The organism is Amycolatopsis dendrobii, from assembly GCF_014145675.1.
GTDB lineage: Bacteria > Actinomycetota > Actinomycetes > Mycobacteriales > Pseudonocardiaceae > Amycolatopsis > Amycolatopsis dendrobii.
In genome coordinates this window covers 636,858-658,939 of the sequence record NZ_JACGZW010000003.1, presented here as the reverse complement: position 1 = coordinate 658,939, position 22,082 = coordinate 636,858, and the positions used below count along the sequence as shown (strand labels likewise).

Sequence of the window (22,082 nt, the reverse complement as noted above, 5' to 3'; positions counted from 1 at the left end):
CCGATGCGCGTCCGGCTGCAGGGCATCGTCGTCACGCTCGTCGCGCTGCTCGTGTTCGGGCTCGGCATCCCGCTCGCGCTCAGCATCGCGAGCAGCCTCCAGCAGAAGCTCTTCCTCGACCGGCTCACCGACACCTCGCGGTTCGCCTCGCTCGCCCAGCGGCCGCTGCTCGACAACCAGCTCGGGCTGCTGGAACCGAAGCTGCGCCGGTACACCGAGGTGTACGGCGTGAAAGTGGTCGTGGTGAACCAGGACGGCGATCCGGTGCTGAGCTCGGTGGGCGGCGCCGTCGACCGGACCGCGATCCGGGTGCCGGTGAACGAGGCGCTGGCCGCCCGTCCGCCCGAAGCCGGGCCTTTGCTGATGCCGTGGGCGAGCAAGCCGCTGGTGCTGGCCGAGCCGATCCTCATCGACGGCGAGGTGCGCGGCGCGGTGGTGACGGAGTCGGCGACCGATCACGTCCGCACCCAGCTGCTGTGGCAGTGGCTGCTGCTGGCCGCGTGCGCGCTGGTCGCGTTCGGGCTCGCGCTGCTCGTCGCGCTGCCGGTGGTGCGCTGGACGCTGCGCCCGGTCCGGCGGCTGGACGAGGCGACGGGCGCGCTGGTCGCGTCCGTGGTCAGCGGCCGCGAGGCGGAACCGGTGGGGGAGAGCGGCGGTCCGCCGGAGCTGCGGCAGCTGGGCCGGTCGTTCGACCGGATGGCGGCGAGTGTGTCGGAAGCGCTGGCCGCGCAGCGTGCGTTCGTCGCCGACGCTTCGCATCAGCTGCGCAATCCGTTGACGGCGTTGAAGATCCGGCTGGGCAATCTCGACGGCCAGGTCACCGACGAAGCCGCGGCGGCCGATCTCGAAGCGGCGCAGGTGGACGCCAAGCGGCTGAACCAGATCCTCGACGAGCTGCTGTCCATGGCCCGTGCGGAGTCCGCTGGCGGCGAGCTGGTTTCCGAAGACCTCGCCGAGGTGATCGCCGATCGCGTCGCCGACTGGTCGGTGGTCGGAGCGGCTCGCGAGGTCTCATTGGAGAGCGCGGTGAACGTCAACGGCGCGCGCGTTCTCGTGCCGCCGCGCGGGCTGGAGGTCGTGCTCGACGCGTTGCTGGACAACGCGCTCAAGTTCAGCCCCTCCGGCACTTCGGTCGAGGTGGCCGCGAGCGTCGCCGGAGACCGCGTGACGGTTTCGGTCCGCGACCACGGGCCCGGGCTGCGAGAGGACGAACTGGAGCGGGCGGCCGACCGGTTCTGGCGGAGCACGGCACACCAGAACGTGCCCGGATCGGGGCTGGGGCTGGCGATCGTGACCGAGATCGTCCGGCATTCCGGCGGCGAGCTCCAGCTGTCCCTGCCCGACGGCGGCGGGCTGCGGATCGCGATGGACTTCCCGCTCGAGCGCTAGACCTTCTCCGCGCGGTAGTACGCCAGCGCGCCGGGATGCAACGGCAGCGGCCCGGTTTCGATGCCCGGGTGCACGTCGATCGACAACGCCGCCCGGTTGACCGCCGCGAGCTGCGGCCGGGCGTCGTACAGGCCCTTCGTGAGCGCTTCGGCGACGTCGGCGGACATCGAGGTGGGCACGACCAGGAAGTTCGGCACCACGAGCGTCGTGACCGGGCCGGGCTGGTCGTACGTGCTGCCCGGGATGGTCGCGGTGCCGTACACCGGGCTGAACCGCTGCATGCCCGGCATCAGATTGGACATGTCGAGCAGCCGCAGCCCGACCTTGCGGTTGTACTCGGTGATGAGCGGCGTCGGCAGCCCGCCGGACCAGAACATCGCGTCGACCTTGCGGTTCTCGAGCGCGGAGAGCGAATCCTCCAGGCTCAGCTGGTTGACCGTGACCGCGCCTTTCAGCCCGGCGACCTTCAGCACCCGGTCGGCGATGTACTCGACGCCCGACTCGGGAGAGCCGACCGCGATGTGGTGGCCGCGCAGCATGGACACCGCGGTGTAGGGCGAGTCCTTGCGGACGACGATGTGCAGGTAGTCGTCGTGGATGCGGGCCAGCGCGGCGAGCTTGCCGGGGTGCGCGGCCGCCGCGTCCGCGGCCAGGTCCGCGGCGACGAACGCGACGTCCGCGCCCCCGGAGAGCACTCGGTTGAGGTTGTCCCGCGACCCCTGGGTGGCGAGCACCTCGGGCGTCTCGATCCCGAGTTCGCCCGCCCACGCCGACGCCAGCGGCCCGGCCAGATCGTGGTAGACACCGCCCGCCGACCCGGCCGCGACGCGCAGGTGCAGGTTCGCGAAGCTCGGCCCGCACCCGCTCAGCAGCACCATGAGCACTGCCAGCGCCGCCGTCAGCCTCCATCGCATGCAGCGATGGTGCCAGAGGTCAGCCGGTGACGTCGGCCAGGCTGTCGCCCATGCGGATCTTGCTGAGCCACTGCGTCGCCGTCTCGTCGGCCTGGTGGTAGACGCCCCACTTCAGGTAGTTCCGGTCCCCGTCGATCGTGGTGCCGGTGTAGGTGGTCGATCCGTCGAAGAACGTCTGGCGCTTGCCGTCGAACCAGAACTGGATCGTGCCCTCGGTCCGGTCGGTGGAGATGCGGAACGCGATGTCGTGCCACTGGTCGTTCGAGACCGGCGCGTTCCAGAGCTTGACGCTGGTGTGGTCGGTCGTCCACTCCTCCAGCTGGAGCTGGCCGCCGGAGATCTTGAGGACGATCGGATGGTTCGCGGTGCCGGTGCTCGGGCTGCATTTCAGCTGGAACACGTACCGGCTGGTCGAGTCGGTGATGCGGTACTTCGACGACCAGCCGAGGTAGAAGGTCTTGCCCGCGGCGAGATCCGGGCCGACCGCCTCGCAGCGCTCCTCCTTGGCGAGCTGCTCGGCGACCCACACCTTGCCCTTCACGGAGTCGGCGGTCTTGAAGTGGCCGTCGGCGCACTGGATCGAGTTGAACGCGCCGACGCCGTCGGCGGGGTCGGCCGACCAGGTGACCGATTGCGGAACCGGTTCCGCGGCGACCGGGGCGGCCGCCAGCGCGGCGACGACGAGCGTGCTCGCGACAGCGGCCGCGGAGCAGGCGAAAACCTTGCGCACTTTTCCTCCATAGCGGCGGCGGTCCGATTCGGAACAATGGCGGTGATCTTATCTTCGGGCGGGCGCGGAAAACAATAGCGAAAATTGTTCGGCGACATCCGGTCCGGTGCATTTTCGTTCCCGGTCAACGGCACATTTCCCGATTAGCGGAATGCTCGGCGAGGCGCGTCGCGGATACCGCCGCATTGCGTCCGCCGGGCGGGTGCCGGGTCCGCCCTCGGCCGCGGGGTTTAGTCTGGACGGCGATGAACGCGAAAACGTACCAGATCCGCACGTTCGGCTGCCAGATGAACGTGCACGACTCCGAACGGCTCGCCGGGCAGCTCGAGGAAGCCGGCTACGTCCCCGCTCCCGGGCAGGCGAAGCCGGATCTGGTCGTGTTCAACACCTGCGCCGTGCGGGAGAACGCGGACAACAAGCTCTACGGCACCCTCGGGCACCTCCGCCCGGACAAGGTCGCCAATCCGGACATGCAGATCGCCGTCGGCGGGTGCCTCGCGCAGAAGGACCGCGGCGACATCGTCAAGCGCGCGCCGTGGGTCGACGTCGTCTTCGGGACGCACAACATCGGTTCGCTGCCGGCGCTGCTGGAGCGTGCGCGGCACAACGCCGAGGCCGAGGTCGAAATCCTCGAATCGCTCGAGACGTTCCCGTCCACGCTGCCCGCGCGCCGCGAATCGTCCTACGCGAGCTGGGTGTCGGTTTCGGTCGGCTGCAACAACACCTGCACGTTCTGCATCGTGCCGTCGCTGCGCGGCAAGGAGCGCGACCGCCGTCCCGGCGAGATCCTGGCCGAGGTCGAGGCGCTGGTCGCCGAGGGCGTGCTCGAGGTGACCCTGCTGGGCCAGAACGTGAACTCCTACGGCGTCGAATTCGGGGACCGGCTCGCGTTCGGCAAGCTGCTGCGCGCGACCGGCGGGATCGACGGGCTGGAGCGCGTGCGGTTCACCTCGCCGCACCCGGCCGCGTTCACCTCGGACGTGATCGACGCGATGGCCGAGACCCCGAACGTCTGCCACCAGCTGCACATGCCGCTGCAGTCCGGTTCGGACCGGGTGCTGCGCGAGATGCGCCGGTCGTACCGGTCGACGCGGTTCCTGAACATCCTCGACGAGGTGCGCGCCAAGATGCCGGACGCCGCCATCACCACCGACATCATCGTCGGGTTCCCCGGCGAGACCGAGGAAGACTTCCAGGCGACGCTCGACGTCGTCCGCGCCGCGCGGTTCTCCAGCGCGTTCACCTTCCAGTACTCGAAGCGCCCCGGCACGCCCGCCGCCGAAATGGCGGAGCAGCTGCCGAAGGAGGTCGTGCAGGAGCGCTACGACCGGCTGGTCGAGCTGCAGAACGAGATCTCCTGGGAAGAGAACCGCAAGCTGGTCGGCCGCCGGGTCGAGCTGCTGGTCGCCGCGGGCGAGGGGCGCAAGGACGCGGAGACGCACCGGATGAGCGGGCGGGCCCGAGACGGACGGCTGGTGCACTTCACGCCGACCGGTTCGGCCGTCGACCGCTCGGTCCGGCCGGGCGACGTCGTGGAGACGGTGATCAGCTACGGCGCGCCGCATCACCTCGTCGCCGACGGAGACCTTCTGACGCATCGCCGCACGCGAGCGGGCGACAACGCCGAAGCCGGTCTTCGGCCCAAGACGAGCGGGGTCACCCTGGGACTGCCGGGCTTCGGAGCCCCGGCGGCGCAGCCGGCCCCGGTGAGTGGGTGTGCAGGATGAGCGAACCGGGAACGCCGGCCGAGGTCGACCGCAGGCTGAGCGAGGAGATCGACGACGCGGGCCGCCGCGTCGCGCGCACGGTGGAGCTGGGCAGGCGCGGGTTCACCATCTCGGTGCTGATGTTCGTGCTGCTGGTGGCCCAGATCCTGCCGTGGGCCCAGGGCCGCGCGGGCTGGGAGACGCTGGCCGGCCAGGCGGGCGGGGTCCCGCAGCTGTTCGCCGTGACGTCCACCGGGGTCGGCGTGTTCATCGGCGCGGTCGCGCTCGTGTCGCGCCGCTGGTGGGTCGCGTGGTGCTGCGCCGCGGGCGGCTGGTTCGCCTCGGTCGACGGCCTGCTGGCGATCTGGTCGCAGCAGTCCGCGCACGCCAGCGGAGCGTCCGGCGACGGTCCGGGCATCGGCATGATCGTGGCGTGGATCGCGACGATCATCCTGGCGACGCTCTGGATGCGGACGGCTTTTTCGCGCAACTGACCGCTTCCGGCAAAGGGCGGTGAGGGGACCCTCACGGACTCTGATTCCCCCGGGGACTTGAAAAAGGGCCGGTACCGAGCGGTACCGGCCCTTTCGCTTGAGCGAGCTCAGCGGTCGGCGACCGCGGCTTCCGCGGCCTCCATCCATTCCCGCCACTGCGCGGCCTGCTCGTCCGCCTTCTTGGCCCGCCGCTCGTCCCCGGCGGCGCGGGCCTTCGCGGCCTGCGATTCGAACTGCTCGACGCGCTCCCGGAACTGCGCGGCACGCGCCTGCGCCTCCGGGTCGGTGCGGCGCCAGCGGCTGTCCTCGGCCGACTTCACCGCGTCCTGCACCGCCTTGAGCCGTCCGTCCAGTTCGCGGATGCGCTCGCGCGGGACCTTGCCGATCTCGTCCCACTGCTCCTGGATCCGGCGCAGCGCCGACTTGGCCGCGTCGAGGTTGGCCGCCACGTCGATCTTCTCGGCCTCGACCAGCAGTTCTTCCTTGCGCTGGGCGTTGCCGGCGAACTCCGCGTCGCGCTCGGAGAACACCGCCGAGCGGCGGGCGAAGAACGCGTCCTGCGCCGCGCGGAACCGCTGCCACAGGGCCTCGTCACTGTCCTTCGGCGCGCGCCCGGCAGCCTTCCACTCGGCCATCAGGTCCTTGTACCGGCCCGCGGTGGCGCCCCAGTCATCCGAGTCGGACAGCGCTTCGGCCTCGGCGATCAGCTCTTCCTTGCGCTGCTTCGCGCTCGCCCGCTGCTTGTCCAGTTCGGCGAAGTGCGAGCCGCGGCGGCGGTTGAACGCCTCGCGCGCCTTCGAGAAGCGCTTCCACAGCTCGTCGTCGGTTTTGCGGTCGACGCCCTTGACCGTCTTCCACTCGTCGAGGATCGCGCGCAGCCGGTCGCCCGCTGCCTTCCACTGGGTGGACTCGGCGGCGATCTTCTCCGCCTCGTCGGCCAGCGCCTGCTTGCGCGCCACGGCCGCGGCCCGGGCTTCCTCCCGCTCGTGCTTGACGTTGACCAGCGCCTTCTCCGCCAGCCCGATCACGAACTCGAGCCGCGCGGCGAGCGCTTTCAGATCGCCGACCACGGCCGCCTCGCCGAGCCCGTCGCGAATCTGGGTGGCGCTCGAGAGGGCGTGCTTCGGGTCGCCCGCTCCGGAGTTCAGCCGCGTTTCGAGCAGTTCGACCTCAGTGCGCACGTCGTCGAAGCGGCGTGCGTAGTGCAGCAGGCCTTCCTCGGGCGTGCCGGCCTGCCAGACCCCGACCTCGCGTTCGCCGTCGGCGGTGAAGACGTAAACGGTGCCTTCCGCGTCGACCCGGCCCCAGGTGGCGGGGGCGGGTTCGGCGGGCGGCACCGGAGGCGCGGCATGGCCGGCGCCCTGCGCGTGCGGCACCGGGTGCGGTGCCGGGGTGCCGGGGGACGTGTTCTCCTGGGCCATCGCAGGCTCCTTATCGCCTGTACGCCCGCGGCTGCGGGCGCCCCGCCGCGTGAGCGGGGCCGGGTTACGCTGTTGTCGTGCTCTGCCGGGGGCATGGGGCCCCAGCGGCATTCAAGCAGCTCAGCGCGCGCCGTGGTACTGGATGAGCCGCCTGAAAGCGTTGATCCTACTTCTCCTTGACGCTCCGTGCCCGCGTCCCGACCCGGCCGGGTAGCGTTTCTCAGCGTGATCAGCCCAGCTCAACGGCCCCGTCCGGTGGCCGTCGTCGGCCCTACCGCCACCGGGAAGACGGCACTGGCCGTCGAGCTCGCGCTGGCGCTGGACGGCGAGGTGGTGAACGCCGACGCGCTCCAGCTCTACCGGGGCATGGACATCGGCACCGCCAAAGCGACCGAGGAGGAACGCCGAGGGGTCCCGCACCACCTGCTGGACGTACTCGACGTGACCGAGACCGCGTCGGTCGCCGCCTATCAGCGTGATGCCCGCGGCACGATCGAGCGGATTCTTGCCGAGGGCCGGGTTCCGGTGCTGACCGGCGGTTCCGGGCTGTACGTGCAGGCGGTGCTGGACGACCTCCATTTCCCCGGCACCGACCCCGCGGTGCGCGCGCGGCTCGACGAAGAGGCCGCCGAACTCGGCACCGCCGCGCTCTACACCCGCCTGGGGGAGCGCGACCCGGTCGCGGCGGCGGCGATCCTGCCCACGAACACCCGCCGCATCGTGCGTGCGCTGGAGGTCATCGAGATCACCGGCGAGCCGTTCTCCGCGAACCTGCCGAAACCGGGTCCGGCGCGCTGGGACGCCGTGCTGATCGGGGTCGACCGCGAGATCGCCGAACTGGACGAGCGCGTCGACCTGCGGGTGGAGCGGATGTTCGAGGCCGGTCTCGTGGACGAGGTGCGCGAGCTGCTCGGCCGCGGTTTGCGGGACGGGAAGACCGCTTCGCGAGCGCTCGGCTACCAGCAGGTGCTGGCCGAACTGGACGGCGAAGGCGACTTCGCGGCGGCTGCCGCGGCGACCGCGCAGGCCACTCGGCGGTTCGTGCGGCGGCAGCGTTCGTGGTTCCGCCGGGACAAGCGGATCCAGTGGTTCGACGGCGGATCGGCGGACCTGGCCGCGCGGGTCCTCGCCGTGCTCGACCAGTAGCCTGGACGCATGGGCGGCATCGAATTCCTCAAGGGCCACGGCACGCAGAACGACTTTGTGCTGCTGCCTGACGCGGCCGGCCGCCTGGACCTCACGGCGGAGCGCGTGGCGGCGCTGTGCGACCGGCAGCGGGGCATCGGCGCGGACGGCGTGCTGCGCGTCGTCCGGGCGAAGGCGATCGGCCAAGAATCCGCGGGCGAGTGGTTCATGGACTACCGCAACGCCGACGGCTCGATCGCCGAAATGTGCGGCAACGGCACCCGCGTTTTCGCGCGCTACCTGGTCGACGCCGGGCTGGCCGAGGAGGGCGAGTTCGTCATCGGCACCCGCGCGGGCGACCGGCCGGTCGTCGTGCACCCGGACCGTTCGGTCACCGTGCAGATGGGTCCGGCGGCGATCACCGGCACGTCGGTCACCGTGGTGGCCGGGCAGCCGTTCTCCGGGGTCGCGGTGAACGTCGGCAACCCGCACCTGGTGTCGGTCACCGACACCGACATCGCCGGGCTCGACCTGCGCGACCAGCCCGATTTCGACCACGATTTCTTCCCCGCCGGGGTCAACCTGGAGTTCGTGAACGTGCTCGGCGAGGGCGCGCTGCGGATGCGCGTCCACGAGCGCGGCGTGGGGGAGACGCGCGCCTGCGGCACCGGCACGGTCGCCGCGGTGGCCGCTTCGCTGCACCTCGCGGGCAAGGACACCGGCGAGTCCACAGTGGACATTCCGGGCGGGCAGGTGTCGGTCACGATCGGGCGCGGCGAATCGACGCTGTCCGGACCGGCCGAGATCGTGGCCCGCGGCGAGCTGGACGAAGCCTGGTGGCTCGCCGCGGGCGCTTGATCAGCTGATCGTCACCGCCACCGAGAGTTCGCCCTCCTGGGTGGCCACGGTGTTCACCACTCCGGCGACGCGCACGTCCTCGGCGATTCCGGCGAAACCTTCGAGCAAGTCCGCCGGAGCGGTGACCGACAGCGTCTCTACAGAGGTCCGCATCGACACCTTCGCGTCGGACTTGGCCCGGCGCACCGCGGCGATCACGGAACCGGCCAGCGGCAGCAATGCGACGTCACCGTCGACGTCGGGCGCGGTCGGCCAGGACGCCTGGTGCACCGAACCTTCCTGCCACCACGACCAGATCTCTTCGGTGGCGAACGGCAGCACCGGCGCGAACATCCGCACCAACGCCGACAGCACCGTCCGCAGTGCCACCTGCGCCGATTCGGCTGCCTCCGCGCCGAGATCGCCGTACGCGCGGCCCTTCACCAGCTCCACGTAGTCGTCGCAGAACGTCCAGAAGAACGTCTCGGTCACCTGCATCGCGCGCGCCTGGTCGAGAGCCTCGAACGCGGCTGTCGCTTCCTCGATCACCTTCGCCAGCGCGGCGAGCACAGACCGGTCCAGCGGCTGCGTGGCGACCGATTCCGGCTTGGGGATCCCGAGGCCGAGCACGAACCGGCTCACGTTCAACAGCTTCGTCGCCAGCCGTCGCCCGACCTTCATCTGGCCTTCGTCGACCGCCGTGTCCACGCCCGGGCGCGCGCTCGCCGCCCAGTAGCGCACCGCGTCGGAACCGTGCCGCTCCAGCAGATCAGCCGGCGTGACGACGTTGCCGACCGACTTCGACATCTTCTTGCGGTCGGGGTCGAGCACCCAGCCGGAGATCACCGCGTCCCGCCACGGCAGCACGCCTTCCTCCAGTTCGGCGCGGACCGCGGTGGAGAACAGCCAGGTGCGGATGATCTCGTGCGCCTGCGGCCGCAGCGAGTACGGGAACACACGGCGGAACAGGTCGTCGTCGATGCTCCAGCGACCGGCGATCTGCGGCGTCAGCGAGGACGTCGCCCAGGTGTCCATCACGTCCGCCTCGGCGACGAACCCGCCCGGCACGCCGCGCTGCTCCTCGGCGTAGCCCGGCGGCACGTCGGTGCTCGGGTCCACCGGCAGGCTGGCGTCCCCGGGCGTCAGCACCGCGTCGTGGTCCGGCTCGCCATGGGCGTCCAGCGGATACCAGACCGGGATCGGCACGCCGAAGAACCGCTGGCGGCTCACCAGCCAGTCGCTGGTCAGGCCCTCGACCCAGCTGCGGTAGCGGACCCGCATGTGCGGCGGGACCCAGTTCAGCTCCTCGCCGCGCTCCAGCAGTTTCGCGCGCAGGGCGTCGTCGCGGCCGCCGTTGCGCAGGTACCACTGGCGGCTGGTGACGATTTCCAGTGGCTTGTCGCCCTTTTCGTAGAACTTCACCGGATGCGTGATCGGCCTCGGCTCGCCGCGCAGCGCGCCCGCCTCCCGCAGGAGCTCCACGAGGATCTGACGTCCAGTGTGGACAGTCTTGCCCGCGAGAGGCTCGTAGGTGTCCGCCGGGACGCCCTGCGGCGGTTCGGCGCGGAACCGGCCGTCGCGCCCCAGCACCGGCCGCGTCTCGAGCTGCAACGCGCGCCACCAGGTGACGTCGGTCGTGTCGCCGAAGGTGCACACCATCGCGATGCCGGTGCCCTTCTCCGGATCCGCGAGATGGTGGGCGTGCACCGGCACCTCGACGCCGAACACCGGCGTGCGCACGGTCTTGCCGAAAATGCCTTGGTAGCGCTCGTCATCCGGATGCGCGACGAGCGCGACGCACGCGGGCAGCAATTCGGGCCGGGTCGTGGAGATCAGCACTTCCGCGCCGTCTTCGGCGGTGAACACGAGGTCGTGATACGCGCCTGGTCGTTCGCGGTCTTCCAGTTCGGCCTGGGCGACAGCGGTGCGGAAGGTGACGTCCCACAGCGTCGGGGCTTCGGATTGGTACGCCTCGCCGCGCGCGAGGTTGCGCAGGAACGCGCGCTGCGAGATCTCCGTGGTCGCCGGGTCGATCGTCTGGTACGCCAGCGTCCAGTCGACCGAAAGCCCGATGCTCCGCCAGACCTCCTCGAAGACCTGCTCGTCGGTTTCGGTCAGCTGACGGCACAGTTCCACGAAATTGCGCCGGGACACCGGAATCGCGTTCTTGCCGGGCTTGTCCGGCGGGGTGAAAGACGGGTCGTAGGGCAGCGACGGCTCGCAGCGCACGCCGAAATGGTTCTGCACCCGGCGTTCGGTGGGCAGTCCGTTGTCGTCCCAGCCGACCGGGTAGAAGACCGAACGCCCGCGCATCCGTTGGTAGCGCGCGAGAACGTCGGTGTGCGTGTAGGAGAAGACGTGCCCGATGTGCAGCGAACCGCTCGCGGTCAGCGGCGGCGTGTCGATCGAGTAGACGTCCTGGCGGGTCCGGTCGAACCGGTATACGCCTTCGCGTTCCCACACCGGTACCCATTTGGCGGTCAGGCCGTCGACGCCGACTTTGTGCGGGATCTTCTCGTCCATGCCCGCACCTTACGGGGCGGATACAGCGATTTCCCCGCCCGTCGGCAGATCCCGCATGCGCCGCAGCGGCGAGCAGATCACCCACAGCGCGCCCGCGATCGGCCCGGCGGTCCCGATCCACAGCGCGCCGGCGAGCCCTAGCCACTCGCCGAGCCCGCCGCCCAGCAGCCCGCCCAGCGGCAGCGCTCCCCAGACGACGAACCGGACGCTCGCGTTCATCCGGCCCAGCAGCCGGTCCGGGGTGATCGCCTGGCGGTAGGAGACCTGCGCGATGTTGTAGAGGATCACGCCGAACCCGAACGCGGCCATCCCGAACCCGGCCGGCACGATCCGCCAGTCCGGCGCGGCGAACAGGACCAGGATCTCGCCCGGCCAGAACAGCACCGGGACCAGCCAGATCGACCGGGCCTGCCCGATCTTCCGGATGATCGGACCGGCGCACAGCGCGGCCGCGATGCCGCCGATGCCGCTCACCGCGAGCAGGCCGCCGATCTCGGCCGGTTTCAGCCCGGCCGTGCGGGTGAGGAACAGCACCTGGACGGCCTGGACCACTCCGCCGAAGAAGTTCGACGTGGCGGTGCAGGCGACGATCGCGCGCAGCGGCCGGTCGGCGGCGACGAACCGCAGGCCTTCGAGCATCTGCGGCACCAGCCGGTCGTGCCCGGCGCGTTCGGGGAGGGTTTCGACGGTGCGGATGCGCCACAGGCACAGCGCGGACGTGAGGTAGCCGAGCCCGGTGACCAGGACCGTGCTGGCCGCGCCGATGAACTGCACGAGCACGCCGGCGAGGCTCGGCCCGGCGATCTGCGCCGACGACTGCACGCCCTGCAGCTTCGCGTTGCCCTCCAGCAGCTTCTCGCGGCCGACCAGCGCGGGCAGATACGCCTGGTAGGAGACGTCGAAGAAGACCGTCGCGAAACCGACGAACAGCACGACCACCAGGACCTGGGCCATGGTGAGCACGCCCGCCCACCAGGCGAACGGGACGCTGAGCAGCAGCACTCCGCGGACCAGGTCGGCGGCGAGCATGAGCGGCCGTTTGCGCATCCGGTCCACCCACACGCCCGCGGGCAGGCCGAGGACCAGGAAGCCGAGCGTCTCGGCCATGGTCAGCAGGCCCATCTCGAACGGGGTGGCGGCCAGCGTGACGGCGGCGAGCAGCGGAATGGCCGTGACCCCGACGAACATCCCCAGCTGGCTCGCCGTGTCCCCGGCCCACAGCCTGCGGAAATCGGCGTGGAAGAAGAGTGAGTCGCGACGCACCCGATCGAGTGTTGCCGAGTGATTGGAAAGTGTCAATCACTTTGTCTAGGCTGCTCGCGTGCCGCGGAAACGACGACCCTCCACCGAAGCCGAGGCGGCCGCGCTCGCGTCCGGAATACGGCTGCGCATCATCCGGTTGACCTCTTTCGAGGCGATGACGAACAAGGAGCTGGCAGCCCGGCTCGGCCGCGACCCGGCGACGACGCTGCACCACGTGCGGCGGCTGGTGGACACCGGTTTTCTCGTTCCGCAGGAACCGCGCCGGGGCGCGCGCGGGGCGAAGGAGATCCCGTACCTGTCCACCGGGCTTTCCTGGCAGCTGGACAACGCGGACGCCGACGCGATCGCGGTCAACGAGGCCATGCTCGAGGCGTACCTGGCCGAAATGGCCGAGGCCGACCTGGCGGAGACGGAGACGACCCGGCTCGTGGTCCAGGTGGGCGCCGAGGACGTCGCGGAGTTCAAGGAGCGGCTCTACGGACTGCTCGAAGAATTCAAGGCCAGGCCGCGCGATCCGGCCTCGGAACGCACCGCCGTGTACGTCTCGATCTATCCCAGCAGGTAATCCACTCGGCTCCCGCGCGGAAACGTGGGACCATGGAGGCACGATGACAGAACAGACACACGAAGACTTTTACGACGACAACGACCCCTACGACCCCTCGGTCGGGGAGATGGAGCTCGAGGACCGCGCGTCGCTGCGCCGGGTCGCGGGCCTCTCCACCGAGCTCGAGGACATCACCGAGGTCGAGTACCGGCAGCTTCGGCTGGAGCGCGTCGTGCTGGTCGGCGTGTGGACTGAAGGCACCGCCCAGCAGTCCGAGGCGTCGCTGGCCGAACTGGCGCGACTGGCCGAGACGGCGGGCTCGGAGGTGCTCGAAGGCCTCGTCCAGCGGCGGCAGAAGCCCGATCCGGCGACGTATGTCGGGTCCGGCAAGGTCCGCGAGCTCCGCGACGTGGTCGTGGCCACCGGCGCCGACACGGTGATCTGCGACGGCGAGCTCTCGCCAGGCCAGCTGCGCCAGCTGGAGGAGAAGGTCAAGGTCAAGGTGATCGACCGGACCGCCCTGATCCTCGACATCTTCGCCCAGCACGCCCGTTCCAAGGAGGGCAAGGCGCAGGTAGAGCTGGCCCAGCTGCAGTACCTCGTCCCGCGGCTGCGCGGGTGGGGCTCGGCGCTGTCCCGGCAGGCCGGCGGCCGCGCGGGCGGTGCGAACGGCGGCGTGGGCCTGCGCGGGCCTGGTGAAACGAAGCTGGAGACGGACCGGCGGCGGATCAGCAAGCGCGTGGCGAAGCTGCGCCGGGAGATCGCCGCGATGGACACCATCCGCGAAACCAAACGCGGCAAGCGCGTGGCCAACGAGGTGCCGAGCGTGGCGATCGTCGGCTACACCAACGCCGGCAAGTCGAGCCTGCTCAACGCCTTGACCGGGGCCGGGGTGCTGGTGGAGGACGCGCTGTTCGCCACCCTCGACCCGACCACGCGCCGGGCGCAGACGGCCGACGGGCGCACGTTCACGCTCACCGACACCGTCGGGTTCGTGCGGCACCTGCCGCACCAGCTGGTGGACGCGTTCCGCTCGACGCTGGAAGAGGCGGCCGACGCCGATCTGCTCGTGCACGTCGTGGACGGTTCGGACGCGGCTCCGGAGGACCAGGTCAACGCGGTGCGCGAGGTGCTCGCCGAGATCACCCGCAGCCGCAAGGAGCCGCTCCCGCCGGAGCTGCTGGTGATCAACAAGGCCGACGCGGCCGACGACGTCACCCTGGCCCGGCTGCGCCACGCGCTGCCCGGTTCGGTGCAGATCTCCGCGCGCACCGGCTCGGGCGTGGCCGACCTGGCCGAGGTGCTGGCCGAACGGCTGCCGCGCGCGGAAACGGTGATCGACGTGCTGGTCCCGTATTCGCGGGGCGAGCTCGTGTCCCGGGCGCACGCGGAGGGCGAGGTGCTGGAAGAAGAGCACGTCGCCGACGGCACGCGCTTGCAGGTGCGGGTCCGGCCGGACCTCGCCGCGGCTCTGCGGGCGTTCGAGACCAACGCCTCGGCGCTCTGAACGTCTTCCGTAGTGCACGGCCCGAGCGGGCCGTGCACTACGGAGGTGAACTGGTGCGGGTCGTCCTGGCACTGACGGCTGTCCTGATGCTCGCGGGAGCTGTCCCGGCAGCGGCGGCTCCGGCCCCTGAGCCTCTTTGCCAGGTCAAGGACAAGCGCCTCAACGAGCTGTCCGGCCTGGCCTCCGACGGCGAGCATTGGTACGCGATCAACGACGGCGGCACCAAGGTGCAGGTCTTCGTCCTGGATCGGAAATGCCAGGTGACGGACGTCCTGACGGATTCCACGGACCCGTATGACGTGGAAGATCTGGCCCGCGGCAAAGACGGCACCCTGTGGCTTTCCGACACCGGCGACAACCGCGCCAAGCGGGAAACGGTCGCCCTGCTGGAACTGAAACCAGCCGGCGGCGCGGCCGTCGTGCATCGCCTGACCTACCCGGACGGTCCGCACGACACCGAAGCCCTGGTTCTTGACCAGTCCGGCACGCCGTTCCTGGTGACCAAAGACCTGCTGGGCACTTCCAAGGTCTACCAGCCCTCGGGCCCGCTGGCAGCTCCCGGCCCGACGAAGCTGAAGCAGGTCGGCACTCTGCGCGTCCACAGCACCGACACACCGGGCGGCCCGGTGGGCTCGTTCGGTTCGGCACTGATCACCGGAGGCGCGACCAGCGCGGACGGGAAAGTCATCGCGCTGCGGACCTACACGGACGCGTATTTATACGCGGCCCCAGACGGCGATGTCGCGGCGGCTCTGCAACGCGAACCTGTCCGGATCCCGTTGCCGAATGAAAAGCAGGGCGAAGCGATTGCTTTCGAGCCGGACGGCACGTTGTTGTCCGCGAGCGAAGGCGTCGGCGAACCGGTGCGGGCGATCAAGAACGCGACCTCTCTGGTCACTCCGCAAGCACCTGCACCAAAGCCAGGTGGTGCCGCTACTCCTCAGCCAGCGGAGCAGGAGTCAGGCGGTTTCCCGCTCGTTCCCGCTGCCGCCGTTGCCGCGGTGGTTGTTCTCGGTGCGTGGTTCTTGCTCGCCAGGAAACGCCGCCGTTCCTGACTCGCTGCCGCACTTTCGCGCCGCTACAGCCGAGGTGCCGTTCCCGCCACAGCGCGGTTCCTCGTACGCCGTTCTTGCCGCGGCGCCGTTCCAGACGCGCCGCCCGCGCTCGGTGCCGCTCTCGCGCGCGGCAGCTTCTGCTTCGGCAGCGTTCCTGCCGCACTACTCCTGTTGTGGCGTCGTTCTTGCCGCGCCGCTCGCGCGTTGCCGCTCCTGCCGTGGCAGCGTTCCTGCCGCGCCGCTCGCGCGCGCCGCTATTCTTGCCGCGCCGCTATTCCTGCCGCGACGCCGCTCTTGCCGTGGCACCGCTCTTGCCGCGCCGCCTTTGTGCGCCGCTGTTCTTGCCGCGCGATTCCGCTCCCACAGCGGCACCATTCCTGACGCACTGTTCCCGCCGTGGCACCGCCCCTGCCGTGCCACCGCTCGTACGAGCCGCGCCGCGCCTGCCGCCGTTCCCGCCGCGCCGCTGCTTCCGGCCTGACGCAGCCTCGCAACCGTCGGCGAAACCGAACCCCGGCGCGCACTCCCCTCGCCCCGGCCCAGGGGAGGGGAGCGCGCCACGGTTCAGAGCCGCCGCAGCACCGCCACGACCTTGCCCAGGATCGACGCGTCGTCGCCGGGAATGGGCTCGTACGCGTCGTTGTGCGGCATCAGCCACACGTGCCCGTCCTTGCGCTTGAACGTCTTCACCGTGGCCTCGCCGTCGATCATCGCGGCGACGATGTCCCCGTTCTCCGCGGCGGGCTGCTGCCGGACGACGACCCAGTCGCCGTCGGTGATGGCGGCGTCGACCATCGAATCGCCGGTGACGCTCAGCAGGAACAGTTCGCCCTCGCCGACGATTTCGCGCGGCAGCGGGAAGACGTCCTCGACAGCCTGTTCGGCGAGTACCGGACCGCCTGCCGCGATCCGGCCGACCAGCGGCACGTACGCCGCCTTCGGCACGGACGGCTGCTGGTCCATCTCGATGCCCATCGGGTTGTCGTCGGTGGACGCGAGCACGCCCACCGCGCGCGGCCGGTTGGCGTCGCGGCGCAGATAGCCCTTGCGCTGCAGCGCGCGCAGCTGGTGCGACACCGACGACGTGGACGTGAGCCCCACCGCCTCGCCGATCTCGCGCACGCTCGGCGGGTAGCCGAAGCGGCTCACCCACGTGCGGATGACGTCGAGCACCTGCTGCTGGCGGACGGTCAGCGTCTCGTCCACGTCGTACACCTCCGGCATGGCGCTCACCTTCCCCGTGCTCTCGTGGCCGGATTCGCGCGCGGATTGTGCGGACGCCTTGCCCCGCGAGGCCGTCTTGGCCCCTTTCGCCGCGGTGCCCTTCACCGTGTCCTTCTCCAACGCTGCGTCGCCTCCAGCCGTCCCGCGGTCGCCGTGTCGGCGTCCCGCGCGTGTCCGCGTGCGCCGGTCCGGGATCCGCGTTTTCCGCGAACGCCCGTCCGGCGGCACCCGCCGGAGCCGGTCCGGCAGATGTCCTGGTCACCGACGTTAGTCACCGCGAGCGACGATTTCAAACATCTGTTCGATCGACACGCCGTGTCCTCTCGATTTTGTCGGTGCGGGGTGGTAGACCTTCGCACGGACGTTCGATAGAACGCCTGTTCGATCTGGACCGCTGCGGCGCAGGTGTACGGCCCGGACCGGACGGATCCGCAGGTCACGAGGAGGTTCCGGAATGTCGATCCTGGCAGATCGCGGGCTGGTCCGCCCGCTTCGGCCCGTCCCTGCCGTCCGCCCTGCCGAGGGCGGCGCCGCTTCGGACGGGCCGGTCCCGGTCCGGAGGGAACCCGGGCCCGGCGGTCCGGCACGCCGTTCGCGGCGGCGCGCGGGGCGCGTGGACGCCACCCGAAAGGATGGTGTTCCGGAGGGCTCCGAAGCCGAATCCGGCGCTGATCCGGGCTCGGCGTCCGGTTCCGCCGAGGTGGTCGAGCTTCGCGGCCGGGCCGGCGCCCGGCGCGGCCCTGGCGCGGATCGGCCCGGCGAGGGTTCGCGCGGTGAGCCCGGCCGGCGGCGCGCCTGGCAGGCGGCGGCCGAGGCCGGACTCGCTGGTGGCGAGCTGCCTGATGCCGGGTGGCCGGCACCGGGCGAGGCGTTCGGCCGAAACGGTGCGCGGCCGGTGCGGGAATCTGCCCGTTTCTCGCCCTCGGCGGAGCGAGGCGCGCGGGCGGCGGCGACCGAGGTTGCCGAGCCGAGGTCCGCCGGCGCGGTCCGGTCCGTCGAGCGAGCCGGATTCCAGACGTCGGCCCCCTCCGCCGTCGCAACCGAAGAAGCCCCCGCCCGCAAGCCCCGCGAAGCGCGCGGCCGCACTGCGGTCCGGCACCTCCCGGCTGTTGTCCCGGCGAACCCCGGGCGCACCGCGCGCGAGCGGCGTGGCGAGCCGTTGCGGCCGCCGTCGCGGGAGCGGGTCGTCGCGGGACGGCGCGGCGGCGTGGCCTGCAAGACCGCGGCCCGGCCGTCGGTGCGGTGGCCGTGGCTGTTCGCGATCGCCTTCGCGGCCTGCCTCATCGTCACCGGGCTCGGCGTGTTCGGCGCCGGAGTGTCCAGCGGCCCGGTGCCGTCGCGGACGGCGTCCGTTTCCGTGCAGCCCGGCGATTCGCTCGGGGCGCTCGCCGCCCGGTTCGCGCCGAACGCCGACCAGAGCGCGGTCGTCGAGCGGATCAAGGAGCTCAACAACCTCGACGACACCGCACTGATGCCCGGCATGCCGCTCACCGTGCCGGTCGCCTGGTCCGGCGCCGGTTCGAGCGGGGAATCCGGCGGGCGATCGGACACGACTGGGTCATGACTTTCGGAAACCACCCGGTCGCATCTTGCGCAACCGCTCTTTCACCCTCTCGGGTTTCTTGCGCCCGCCCCGGCGGCGATCTATGGTCTACCCCTATATCTAGTAGTTACACCGCTGTAGTTGGTCCACAGGTAGGGGTAGACTGGCGGCAGTTGTCCACAGCCGGCCGGCAGTTGCCCACCGGATGTCCACAAGTCGATCACCAGGCGCGGGGTCGCGCGCGGTGACCGCGGTCCAGGCCGTAGCGTGGCGGCAGGGGCCGGTTGGGACAGGAATCGACCGGCGCGGAGGGGAAGGTGATCGGCGGATGAGGTGCCCGTTCTGCCGGCATGCGGACTCTCGGGTCGTCGACTCCCGAGAGGTGGACGAGGGACAGGCGATCCGGCGGCGGCGTTCGTGCGCCGAGTGCGGACGGCGTTTCACCACGTCGGAGACGATGGTGCTGGCCGTGGTCAAACGGTCCGGCGCCACCGAGCAGTTCAGCCGGGACAAGGTGGTCAACGGAGTGCGGCGGGCCTGCCAGGGCCGTCCGGTCGACGACGACGCGCTGCAGAAGCTCGCGCAGCGCGTGGAGGAGTCGATCCGGTCCGCCGGGCTGGCCGAGATCCCCAGCCACGAGGTCGGCCTCGCCATCCTCGGCCCGCTGCGGGAACTGGACGGCGTCGCGTATCTCCGGTTCGCCAGCGTCTACCGCTCCTTCTCCTCGGTCGAGGACTTCGAGAAGGAGATCTCCGACCTGCGGAAAGCCATGGCGGGAACTGCGGAGGACCAGGAAGGCGAGCGCGCCGGCGACGACTGAGCCGTCACCGGGTCGCGGGGAGCGAGGGACAGGACCGCATGACCGAAACCGTGGGAACCGGCGCTGCGGCCGGACAGAACAAGAAGCCGAACAAGGGCCTCACCGTCCGGCGGGTCTTCACCACCGAGGGGACCCACCCCTACGACGAGGTCGCGTGGGAGACCCGCGACGTCGTGATGACGAACTGGCGCGACGGCAGCGTCAACTTCGAGCAGCGCGGGGTCGAATTCCCCGAGTTCTGGTCGGTCAACGCGACCAACATCGTCACCAGCAAGTACTTCCGCGGCGCGGTCGGCAGCCCGCAGCGCGAGAGCAGCCTCAAGCAGCTCATCGACCGCGTGGTGCGCACCTACGTCAAGGCCGCCGCCGAGCACGACTACTTCGCCGGTCCGTCCGACCTCGAGATCTTCGAGCACGAGCTCACCTGGATGCTGCTGCACCAGGTCTTCAGCTTCAACTCCCCGGTGTGGTTCAACGTCGGCACGTCCTCGAAGCAGCAGGTGTCCGCCTGCTTCATCCTCGCTGTCGACGACACGATGGAGTCGATCCTCAACTGGTACCGCGAGGAAGGCCTGATCTTCAAGGGCGGTTCCGGCGCGGGCCTCAACCTGTCGCGCATCCGCTCCTCGAAAGAACTGCTCACCTCCGGCGGCACCGCGTCCGGCCCGGTTTCGTTCATGCGCGGCGCCGACGCCTCCGCGGGCACCATCAAGTCCGGCGGCGCCACCCGGCGCGCGGCGAAGATGGTCGTGCTCGACGTCGACCACCCGGACATCGAAGAGTTCATCCAGACCAAGGCGCGCGAAGAGGAAAAGATCAAGGTCCTCCGCGACGCCGGGTTCGACATGGACCTCTCCGGCTCCGACATTTCCTCGGTGCAGTACCAGAACGCGAACAACTCGGTCCGCGTGTCCGACGAGTTCATGCACGCCGTCGAGAACGGCACCGACTTCGGCCTGCGCGCCCGGCTCACCGGCGAGGTCATCGACCGCACCGACGCGAAGAAGCTGTTCCGCAGCATGGCACAGGCGGCGTGGGAATGCGCCGACCCGGGCGTGCAGTACGACAGCACGATCAACGACTGGCACACCTGCCCGGAATCGGGCCGGATCACCGCGTCGAACCCGTGCAGCGAGTACATGCACCTCGACAACTCGAGCTGCAACCTCGCGTCGCTCAACCTGCTGAAGTTCGTGTCCGAGGAGGGCACGTTCGACGCGCCGCTGTTCGCGAAGGCCGTCGAGTTCGTCATCACCGCGATGGACATCTCGATCTGCTTCGCCGACTTCCCGACCGAGCCGATCGCCGACACCACGCGCAAGTTCCGCCAGCTCGGCATCGGCTACGCCAACCTCGGCGCGCTGCTGATGGCGCTGGGCCACGCGTACGACTCCGAGGGCGGCCGCGCGCTCGCCGCCGCGATCACGTCCCTGATGACCGGCGTGTCCTACCGTCGTTCGGCCGAACTGGCCGGCGTCGTCGGGCCGTACGAGGGCTACGCGCGCAACGCCGAAGCGCACCAGCGCGTCATGCGCAAGCACGCCGCGGCGAACGAACTCGTCCGCACCTACCACAGCAACGACGCGGCGGTCCGTGCGCTCGCGTCGGAGGAGTGGCAGAAGGGCATCGAGCTGGGCACCCGCAACGGCTGGCGCAACGCGCAGGCCTCGGTGCTCGCGCCCACCGGAACCATCGGCTTCATGATGGACTGCGACACCACGGGCATCGAGCCGGACTTCTCGCTGGTGAAGTTCAAGAAGCTCGTCGGCGGCGGGTCGATGCAGATCGTGAACCAGACCGTGCCGCGCGCGCTGCAGGTGCTGGGCTACCAGGCCGAGCAGGTCGAGGCGATCGTCGAGTACGTCGCGCAGCACGGCCACGTGGTCGACGCGCCGGGCCTGCGTCCTGAGCACTACGAGGTGTTCGACTGCGCGGTCGGCGACCGGTCCATCGCGCCGATGGGCCACGTGCGGATGATGGCCGCGGTCCAGCCGTTCATCTCGGGCGCGATCTCGAAGACGGTCAACATGCCGGAGTCGGCGACCGTCGAGGACGTCGAGGAGATTTACTTCCAGGGCTGGAAACTCGGCCTCAAGGCGCTCGCGATCTACCGCGACAACTGCAAGGTCGGCCAGCCGCTGTCCACCGGCAAGAAGAAGGAAGCCGCGGCGGAGACCGAGCCGGAGAAGGTCGTCGAATACCGTCCGGTGCGCCGCCGCCTGCCGAAGAAGCGCCCGAGCCAGACGGTGTCGTTCACCGTCGGCGGCGCCGAGGGCTACCTGCACGCGGGCTCGTACCCGGACGACGGCCTCGGCGAAATCTTCGTGAAGCTCGGCAAACAGGGTTCCACGCTGTCCGGCGTGATGGACGCCTTCTCGATGTCCATCTCGGTCGGCCTGCAGCACGGCATTCCGCTCGAGTTCTACGTTTCGAAGTTCTCGAACCTGCGCTTCGAACCGGCAGGCATGACCGACGACCCGGACATCCGGATCGCCACGAGCGTCATGGACTACCTGTTCCGTCGCTTGGCACTCGACTACCTGCCGTACGAAAAGCGTGCGCAGCTGGGCATTTTCACCGCGGACGAACGCTCGGCCGAGGTCGAGGCGAACTACGGCGGCCAGAGCCTCGACATCGACGCGCTGCGCAGCAGTGTCGATGCGTCGCCTGCCCGTGCTGAAGAGTCCACAACGGACGCTTCGGGTCGTGATGCGCACAGCACGGCCGAGCTGATGGAACTGCATCTTGGCAAGGCCGCGGACGCACCGCTCTGCATGACCTGCGGCACGAAGATGCGGCCCGCCGGTTCGTGCTACGCCTGCGAGGGCTGCGGGGCGACGTCCGGCTGCAGCTGATCGGTCGTTGAAGGAGGGGGCGCGGTGATTCCGCGCCCCCTCCTTCGCTGAAGACGTGCCTCGGCACCCGCGGGACGTCGGTCGGCCGCGAGTCCGGGTGCGTCGGACGTTCCCGCGAGCGACGCCGCC

The 22,082-nt window shown here is 70.4% G+C and carries 17 protein-coding genes; 11 read left to right on the top strand and 6 right to left on the bottom strand.

Annotated elements, in window-relative coordinates:
- Positions 1 to 3: 3 nt before the first annotated feature.
- Positions 4 to 1,389, top strand: a complete 1,386-nt coding sequence (locus tag H4281_RS11425) for a sensor histidine kinase (RefSeq protein ID WP_182890827.1) — start codon at positions 4 to 6, stop codon at positions 1,387 to 1,389.
- On the opposite strand, the gene H4281_RS11420 is transcribed toward H4281_RS11425, so the two are convergent.
- Both H4281_RS11420 and H4281_RS11415 read right to left on the bottom strand, forming a co-directional pair.
- Positions 1,386 to 2,303, bottom strand: a complete 918-nt coding sequence (locus tag H4281_RS11420) for a TAXI family TRAP transporter solute-binding subunit (RefSeq protein ID WP_182890826.1) — start codon at positions 2,301 to 2,303, stop codon at positions 1,386 to 1,388. The two genes, H4281_RS11425 and H4281_RS11420, sit on opposite strands and share 4 nt — an antisense overlap.
- Positions 2,304 to 2,322: 19 nt before the next feature.
- The gene (locus tag H4281_RS11415; protein ID WP_182890825.1) at positions 2,323 to 3,033 is read right to left on the bottom strand and encodes a heparin lyase I family protein; all 711 of its coding nucleotides are present in this window, start codon (positions 3,031 to 3,033) and stop codon (positions 2,323 to 2,325) included.
- Positions 3,034 to 3,278: 245 nt separating this feature from the next.
- Between H4281_RS11415 and miaB the strand changes: the two genes are divergently transcribed.
- Positions 3,279 to 4,760, top strand: a complete 1,482-nt coding sequence (gene miaB / locus H4281_RS11410; protein WP_182890824.1) for a tRNA (N6-isopentenyl adenosine(37)-C2)-methylthiotransferase MiaB — start codon at positions 3,279 to 3,281, stop codon at positions 4,758 to 4,760.
- A complete protein-coding gene (locus H4281_RS11405; protein WP_182890823.1) occupies positions 4,757 to 5,233 on the top strand; it encodes an Rv2732c family membrane protein in 477 nt (158 codons plus the stop codon). The genes miaB and H4281_RS11405 overlap by 4 nt, the downstream gene beginning before the upstream one ends.
- 107 nt (positions 5,234 to 5,340) lie before the next feature.
- On the opposite strand, the gene H4281_RS11400 is transcribed toward H4281_RS11405, so the two are convergent.
- A complete protein-coding gene (locus H4281_RS11400; RefSeq protein ID WP_182890822.1) occupies positions 5,341 to 6,654 on the bottom strand; it encodes a DUF349 domain-containing protein in 1,314 nt (437 codons plus the stop codon).
- 225 nt (positions 6,655 to 6,879) lie between these two features.
- On the opposite strand from H4281_RS11400, the gene miaA reads away from it, so the two are divergent.
- Together miaA and dapF are read left to right on the top strand one after the other, a co-directional pair.
- Positions 6,880 to 7,800: a tRNA (adenosine(37)-N6)-dimethylallyltransferase MiaA gene (miaA, locus tag H4281_RS11395; RefSeq protein WP_182890821.1), complete on the top strand. Its 921-nt coding sequence runs from the start codon at positions 6,880 to 6,882 to the stop codon at positions 7,798 to 7,800.
- Positions 7,801 to 7,809: 9 nt separating this feature from the next.
- A complete protein-coding gene (gene dapF / locus H4281_RS11390; protein WP_182890820.1) occupies positions 7,810 to 8,637 on the top strand; it encodes a diaminopimelate epimerase in 828 nt (275 codons plus the stop codon).
- On the opposite strand, the gene valS is transcribed toward dapF, so the two are convergent.
- Together valS and H4281_RS11380 are read right to left on the bottom strand one after the other, a co-directional pair.
- A complete protein-coding gene (valS, locus tag H4281_RS11385; RefSeq protein WP_182890819.1) occupies positions 8,638 to 11,139 on the bottom strand; it encodes a valine--tRNA ligase in 2,502 nt (833 codons plus the stop codon).
- A 9-nt stretch (positions 11,140 to 11,148) separates the two neighbouring features.
- The gene (locus tag H4281_RS11380; protein ID WP_182890818.1) at positions 11,149 to 12,402 is read right to left on the bottom strand and encodes an MFS transporter; all 1,254 of its coding nucleotides are present in this window, start codon (positions 12,400 to 12,402) and stop codon (positions 11,149 to 11,151) included.
- A gap of 58 nt (positions 12,403 to 12,460) precedes the next feature.
- Between H4281_RS11380 and H4281_RS11375 the strand changes: the two genes are divergently transcribed.
- Genes H4281_RS11375 through H4281_RS11365 form a run of 3 tightly spaced genes read left to right on the top strand, consistent with a single transcriptional unit; the run spans position 12,461 to position 15,511 of the window.
- Positions 12,461 to 12,967 carry an ArsR/SmtB family transcription factor gene (locus H4281_RS11375; protein WP_182890817.1) on the top strand — a complete coding sequence of 169 codons (507 nt, stop codon included), beginning with the start codon at positions 12,461 to 12,463 and terminating at the stop codon, positions 12,965 to 12,967.
- A 43-nt stretch (positions 12,968 to 13,010) separates the two neighbouring features.
- Positions 13,011 to 14,456: a GTPase HflX gene (gene hflX / locus H4281_RS11370; RefSeq protein ID WP_182890816.1), complete on the top strand. Its 1,446-nt coding sequence runs from the start codon at positions 13,011 to 13,013 to the stop codon at positions 14,454 to 14,456.
- 53 nt (positions 14,457 to 14,509) lie between these two features.
- Entirely contained in the window at positions 14,510 to 15,511 is a 1,002-nt protein-coding gene (locus tag H4281_RS11365) for a YjiK family protein (protein ID WP_182890815.1), read from the top strand.
- A 564-nt stretch (positions 15,512 to 16,075) separates the two neighbouring features.
- Here the strand turns inward: H4281_RS11365 and lexA are convergent.
- On the bottom strand, positions 16,076 to 16,735 hold the full coding sequence (lexA, locus tag H4281_RS11360) for a transcriptional repressor LexA (protein WP_067593639.1): 660 nt from the start codon (positions 16,733 to 16,735) through the stop codon (positions 16,076 to 16,078).
- 613 nt (positions 16,736 to 17,348) lie between these two features.
- Here lexA and H4281_RS11355 point away from each other — a divergent pair.
- The 3 genes from H4281_RS11355 to H4281_RS11345 all read left to right on the top strand — a co-directional run bounded on the left by H4281_RS11355 (position 17,349) and on the right by H4281_RS11345 (position 21,953).
- On the top strand, positions 17,349 to 18,299 hold the full coding sequence (locus H4281_RS11355) for a LysM peptidoglycan-binding domain-containing protein (RefSeq protein ID WP_312872091.1): 951 nt from the start codon (positions 17,349 to 17,351) through the stop codon (positions 18,297 to 18,299).
- Between the two features lie 307 nt (positions 18,300 to 18,606).
- Entirely contained in the window at positions 18,607 to 19,098 is a 492-nt protein-coding gene (gene nrdR / locus H4281_RS11350) for a transcriptional regulator NrdR (protein WP_037809784.1), read from the top strand.
- A gap of 38 nt (positions 19,099 to 19,136) precedes the next feature.
- The gene (locus H4281_RS11345) at positions 19,137 to 21,953 is read left to right on the top strand and encodes a vitamin B12-dependent ribonucleotide reductase (RefSeq protein ID WP_182890813.1); all 2,817 of its coding nucleotides are present in this window, start codon (positions 19,137 to 19,139) and stop codon (positions 21,951 to 21,953) included.
- Positions 21,954 to 22,082: the final 129 nt, after the last annotated feature.

Coding starts and splice junctions, on each gene's coding strand:
- H4281_RS11425 (WP_182890827.1), top strand. CDS start 4: ATGCGCGTCCGGCTGCAGGGCATCGTCGTCACGCTCGTCGCGCTGCTC.
- H4281_RS11420 (WP_182890826.1), bottom strand. CDS start 2,303: ATGCGATGGAGGCTGACGGCGGCGCTGGCAGTGCTCATGGTGCTGCTG.
- miaB (WP_182890824.1), top strand. CDS start 3,279: ATGAACGCGAAAACGTACCAGATCCGCACGTTCGGCTGCCAGATGAAC.
- H4281_RS11405 (WP_182890823.1), top strand. CDS start 4,757: ATGAGCGAACCGGGAACGCCGGCCGAGGTCGACCGCAGGCTGAGCGAG.
- H4281_RS11400 (WP_182890822.1), bottom strand. CDS start 6,654: ATGGCCCAGGAGAACACGTCCCCCGGCACCCCGGCACCGCACCCGGTG.
- dapF (WP_182890820.1), top strand. CDS start 7,810: ATGGGCGGCATCGAATTCCTCAAGGGCCACGGCACGCAGAACGACTTT.
- valS (WP_182890819.1), bottom strand. CDS start 11,139: ATGGACGAGAAGATCCCGCACAAAGTCGGCGTCGACGGCCTGACCGCC.
- hflX (WP_182890816.1), top strand. CDS start 13,011: ATGACAGAACAGACACACGAAGACTTTTACGACGACAACGACCCCTAC.
- lexA (WP_067593639.1), bottom strand. CDS start 16,735: ATGCCGGAGGTGTACGACGTGGACGAGACGCTGACCGTCCGCCAGCAG.
- nrdR (WP_037809784.1), top strand. CDS start 18,607: ATGAGGTGCCCGTTCTGCCGGCATGCGGACTCTCGGGTCGTCGACTCC.
- H4281_RS11345 (WP_182890813.1), top strand. CDS start 19,137: ATGACCGAAACCGTGGGAACCGGCGCTGCGGCCGGACAGAACAAGAAG.